Below are 4,728 nucleotides of genomic sequence, written 5' to 3'. Positions count from 1 at the left end.
TGGCCGGGAGGCCTTCGCGGGGAAGTAATGGAGGAGGCATCCGCCGCCAGGCGGATGCCGGGGGACATGAGCCGCGAAGGCCTCCCGGCCACGACGGGGCCCTCCAGGTCACCGCGAGGCGGAGCGAAAGAAGCAGACCCTCATCGTCGAACCGGTTCCCCGGAGCTGGGAGATGAACCTTGTTTTGCCTGGCAGACCAGCTCCGGCGGCTCAGCGCTCGAGCAGCGGCAGCTTGTTCGGTTTGCCTTCCCACTCGGCGGCGTCGGGCGGTCCGTCCTTACGGGTGGTGATCACCGGCCATTCCTTCGACAGCTCGGCGTTCAGGGCGACGAAGCCCTCCTGCCCGGCGGGCACGTCATCCTCGGCGTAGATCGCGCCGATCGGGCACTCCGGCTCGCACAGGGTGCAGTCGATGCACTCGTCGGGGTCGATCACCAGGAAGTTCGGGCCTTCGTGGAAACAGTCGACCGGGCACACCTCGACGCAATCGGTGTACTTGCACTTGATGCAGTTCTCGGTGACGACGAAGGGCATGGTTCGCGGCGCTGGCTGTGTGAAGGCCGCCTATTGTAGCGCCGGCAGGCACTGTCGAAGCCGTGTGCCTGGGGCCGCTGCGTCACGCGGCCGGTGAAAACGGGCAGGGCCCGCAGCCGTTGCCGGTGCGGGCCCTGGGGATATGGTGCTCCCTACGGGATTCGAACCCGTGTTTTAGCCTTGAGAGGGCCACGTCCTGGGCCTCTAGACGAAGGGAGCTGGTGGTGCATCGCCGCCCCTTGCGGGGCGACACCGGCTGGACGACCGGATCCGCTGCAGCCAAGCTGCGATGCGGCTTGCTAGTATAGCAACCACAGGCTGCCGCTGGGCAACCAGAGCAGGTACTTTTTTACAGATGCCCAACGACACCCCATCCGACACACCGGTGCTGCGGACGATCCCGCGCGAACAGCATCCCATCTCCCGCAAGGACATCAGCCCCAATGCGCTGCGGGTGCTCTATCGCCTGCGCGAAGGAGGGCATGAGGCCTACCTGGTCGGCGGCGCCGTGCGCGACCTGCTGGTCGGCGGCAGTCCCAAGGACTTCGACATCGCCACCGGCGCCACCCCGGAGGAGGTCAAGGCGCTGTTCCGCAACTGCCGCCTGATCGGGCGCCGGTTCCGGCTGGCGCACGTGGTCTTCGGCCGCGAGATCATCGAGGTCGCGACTTTCCGCGCCAACGTCGACGACGGCAGCGGCGACCGCCAGACCCACGAGGACGGCCGCCTGCTGCGCGACAACGTCTACGGCACGGTCGAGGACGATGCGGTGCGCCGCGACTTCACCGCCAACGCCCTGTACTACACGATCGAGGACTTCTCGGTCCGCGATTACGTCGGCGGCTTCGAGGACGTGAGCAACCGCGTGCTCAGGCTCATCGGCGATCCGGAGACCCGCTACCGCGAGGACCCGGTGCGCATGCTGCGCGCGGCGCGCCTGGCGGCGAAGCTGGACTTCAGCATCGAGCCGGCCACCGCGGCGCCGATCCGCGAACTGGCGCCGCTGCTGTCGGAGGCCGCGCCCGCGCGCCTGTTCGAAGAGTGCCTGAAGATGTTCCTGTCCGGGCACGGCGTGGCCAGCTTCGAAGGCCTGGAGTGCCATGGCCTGCTGGACGTGATGCTGCCGGAGGCGGCCGCGGCGCTGAAGGCCAACCGCAGCGGCGCGCTGCGCACGGTGGTGCTGGAGGGCCTGCGCGGGACCGACAGGCGGGTGGCGGCGGACGAGCCGGTGTCGCCGGCGTTCCTGTTCGCGCTGCTGCTGTGGCCGGCCTATTGCCGCACGCTGATGACGCTGCAGGCGCAGGACGTGCCCGCGGCCGACGCGCAGCGCCGCGCCGCGGACCGGGTCACCGTGCACGAGCTGGCGACGATCGCCGTGCCGCGGCGGTTCTCGATCCCGATGCAGGAGATCTGGCTGCTGCAGTCGCGCTTCGGCCTGCGCCAGCGCAAGCGGGTGATGCGCATGCTGGCGCACCCGCGTTTCCGCGCCGCCTTCGACTTCCTGCAGGTACGGCAGGCGGGCTCGGACGAACACGCCGGCGACATCGCGTTCTGGCGCGAGGCGCAGCTCGATCCCGACATGGCCATCGCCCACACGCCGCAGGACGAGGGCGACGGCAGCGTGCCCGCCCCGCGTCGCCGCCGCCGCCGGTCCACGGCGACCGGATGAGCGCGCCCGTCCGGGCCTGCGTCGGCCTTGGCGGCAACATCGGCGACGTGGCCGCCGCGCTGCGCGACGCGCTGGCCGCGCTCGATGCGCTGCCGGGCACGCGCCTGCTGCGCGCCTCCGGGTTCTATCGCACGCCTGCCTGGGGCATGGAGGACCAGGCGGATTTCGTGAATGCCGCCGCCCTGCTCGAGACCACGCTCGCACCGCGCGCGCTGCTCGACGCCCTGCTGGCGATAGAACGCGCCCACGGTCGCGAACGCGCCGCCGACGGCAGCCGCTGGGGACCGCGCACGCTCGACCTCGACCTGCTGCTGTACGGCGAATCGGAGATCGACGCGCCCGGCCTGGTGGTACCGCATCCGCAGCTGCATGCGCGTGCGTTCGTGCTGGTGCCGCTGGCTGACATCGCGCCCGACGCCAGGGTGCCCGGACGCGGACGCGTGGATGCGCTGCTGGCGGCCGTCGGCGCGCGCGGCATCCGTCCCGCCTGAAGCGCCGGGGCGTCATCGCGCCGGCGTAAGATCAGGTGCTCCATCCCACACTTCGGGCACGAAACCCCATGAGCAAGAACACTGCCGCCGAGCGCGAGGTGCGCCGGCCGATGACCGTGCCAGGCCTGGCCGAAGCGCGCACCGCGGGCCGCAAGCTCTCGATGCTGACCGCCTACGACGCCGGCTTCGCACGCGTGTTCGACGCCGCGGGCGTGGAGCTGATCCTGATCGGCGACTCCCTGGGCATGGTGGTGCAGGGACGCGATTCGACGCTGCCGGTGACGGTCGACGACATCACCTACCACACCGCCTGCGTCGCCCGCGCGCTCACGCACGCGCTGCTGGTGGCCGACCTGCCGTTCCAGGCCGACGCCACGCCGCAGCGCGCGCTGGATGCGTCCACCCGCTTCCTGCAGGCCGGCGCGCAGATGGTGAAGCTCGAGGGCGCCGGGCCCAAGCTCGACGTGATCCGCTTCCTGGTCGAGCGCGAGATCCCGGTCTGCGCGCATCTCGGGCTGACGCCGCAGTCGGTGCTGCGCTTCGGCGGCTTCAAGGTCCAGGGGCGCGAGGATGCTTCGGCCGAACGCCTCCGCGCCGAGGCGCGCGAAGTGGCCGAGGCGGGCGCGGCGCTGATCGTGCTCGAGGGCGTGCCGGCGCGGCTCGCCGCCGCCATCACCCGCGACAGCGCGGTGCCGACCATCGGCATCGGCGCTGGTGCCGATTGCGACGGCCAGGTGCTGGTGATGCACGACATGCTCGGGCTCGACTCCGGGCACAGGCGGCCGAAGTTCGTGAAGGACTTCCTGGCCGAAGGCGGTTCGGTCGACGGCGCGGCACGGGCTTTCGTTGCCGCGGTGCGCGACGGCAGCTTTCCCGACGCGGCGCATTCCTACGCATGAGCGGGGCGATCGAGGTGGCGCGCAAGGTCCAGGCGCTGCGCGCCCGGATCGATGCCTGGAAGCGCGACGGCCTGCGCATCGGCTTCGTGCCGACCATGGGCAACCTGCACGAAGGCCACTACAGCCTGGTGCGGCTGGCGCGCGCGAACGTCGACCAGGTGGTCGCCAGCATCTTCGTCAATCCGACCCAGTTCGGCCCGGGCGAGGACTACGACCGCTACCCGCGCACGCCCGATGCCGATCTGGCCGGGCTCGAGGCTGCGGGCTGCGACCTGGCCTGGATGCCTGCGCTCGATGAGATGTATCCGCTGGGCACGGCGCGCGCGGTGCGGGTGCAGGTGCCGGGCATCACCGATGTGCTCGACGGTGCGCACCGCCCGGGGCACTTCGATGGGGTGTGCACGGTGGTGGCGCGGCTGTTCAACCAGGTGCGGCCGGACCTGGCCGTGTTCGGGCGCAAGGACTACCAGCAGCTGGCGGTGATCCGGCACATGGTGCTGGACCTCGCGTTCCCGGTGGAACTGGTAGGCGCGGACATCGTGCGCGAATCCGATGGTCTGGCGCGCAGTTCGCGCAACCAGTACCTGTCCGCGGAGGAGCGCGCGCTCGCGCCGGAGATCCACCGCACGTTGCTGGCCGTGCGTGATGCGGTGCAGGCCGGGCAGGGCTGGCGCGAGGCCGAGGCCGACGCCGCGGCGGGGCTGCAGGCGGCCGGCTTCGTGGTCGATTACGCGGTTGTCCGCACACCGCTGCTGGCGGAGCCGTCCACGTCGCCCGGGTCGCATGGCGACGGCGGGCTCGTGGCGCTGGTGGCCGCGCGCCTGGGGCGCACCCGGCTGATCGACAACCTCGAGTTTTCCGCCGCCGCCTGACTCCGGGTGTGCACCGGAGGGTGTGTTCATCGACGCTCGCGATGTGGGGCTGGGGCGCGGAGGCGTGCGCCTTGCAGCGATTCCCCGCGGGCCGCAAGGAAAAGCAGAAGCGCGACGCTTTCCCTACACCCCACCTCAGCGGTGGCAGCGGAGGGTGCGTGGGTACGCAGCCGGCATAAAGACCACCACGGTGGTCAGCCGGCGGAGTACCCCCCCCCCCACCCCCCCCCCCCCTTCTGAACAGCGCCCCCGCGCGCGTCGCC

General features: G+C 71.2%; 5 protein-coding genes and 1 tRNA gene. 4 read left to right on the top strand and 2 right to left on the bottom strand.

The genetic code is table 11. The annotated features are described in order from the left end of the window. Nucleotides 1–210 precede the first annotated feature (210 nt). Entirely contained in the window at nucleotides 211–534 is a 324-nt protein-coding gene (gene fdxA / locus E2169_RS09555; protein WP_132986407.1) for a ferredoxin FdxA, read from the bottom strand. 143 nt (nucleotides 535–677) lie between these two features. Further along, nucleotides 678–753 (bottom strand) — tRNA-Glu (locus E2169_RS09550). Between the two features lie 136 nt (nucleotides 754–889). On the opposite strand from E2169_RS09550, the gene pcnB reads away from it, so the two are divergent. From pcnB to panC, 4 genes are all read left to right on the top strand, one after another. After that, entirely contained in the window at nucleotides 890–2,203 is a 1,314-nt protein-coding gene (gene pcnB / locus E2169_RS09545) for a polynucleotide adenylyltransferase PcnB (protein WP_132986406.1), read from the top strand. Then, on the top strand, nucleotides 2,200–2,694 hold the full coding sequence (gene folK / locus E2169_RS09540; RefSeq protein WP_132986405.1) for a 2-amino-4-hydroxy-6-hydroxymethyldihydropteridine diphosphokinase: 495 nt from the start codon (nucleotides 2,200–2,202) through the stop codon (nucleotides 2,692–2,694). Before pcnB ends, folK begins: the two co-directional genes overlap by 4 nt. 68 nt (nucleotides 2,695–2,762) lie before the next feature. After that, nucleotides 2,763–3,593, top strand: coding sequence for a 3-methyl-2-oxobutanoate hydroxymethyltransferase (gene panB, locus E2169_RS09535; protein WP_132986404.1), 831 nt, complete (start codon nucleotides 2,763–2,765; stop codon nucleotides 3,591–3,593). After that, on the top strand, nucleotides 3,590–4,465 hold the full coding sequence (panC, locus tag E2169_RS09530; protein WP_132986403.1) for a pantoate--beta-alanine ligase: 876 nt from the start codon (nucleotides 3,590–3,592) through the stop codon (nucleotides 4,463–4,465). Before panB ends, panC begins: the two co-directional genes overlap by 4 nt. Nucleotides 4,466–4,728: the final 263 nt, after the last annotated feature.

It is taken from the genome of Luteimonas terricola, assembly GCF_004352845.1.
Classification (GTDB): Bacteria; Pseudomonadota; Gammaproteobacteria; order Xanthomonadales; family Xanthomonadaceae; genus Luteimonas; species Luteimonas terricola.
This window is presented reverse-complemented; position numbering and strand designations above follow the sequence as displayed.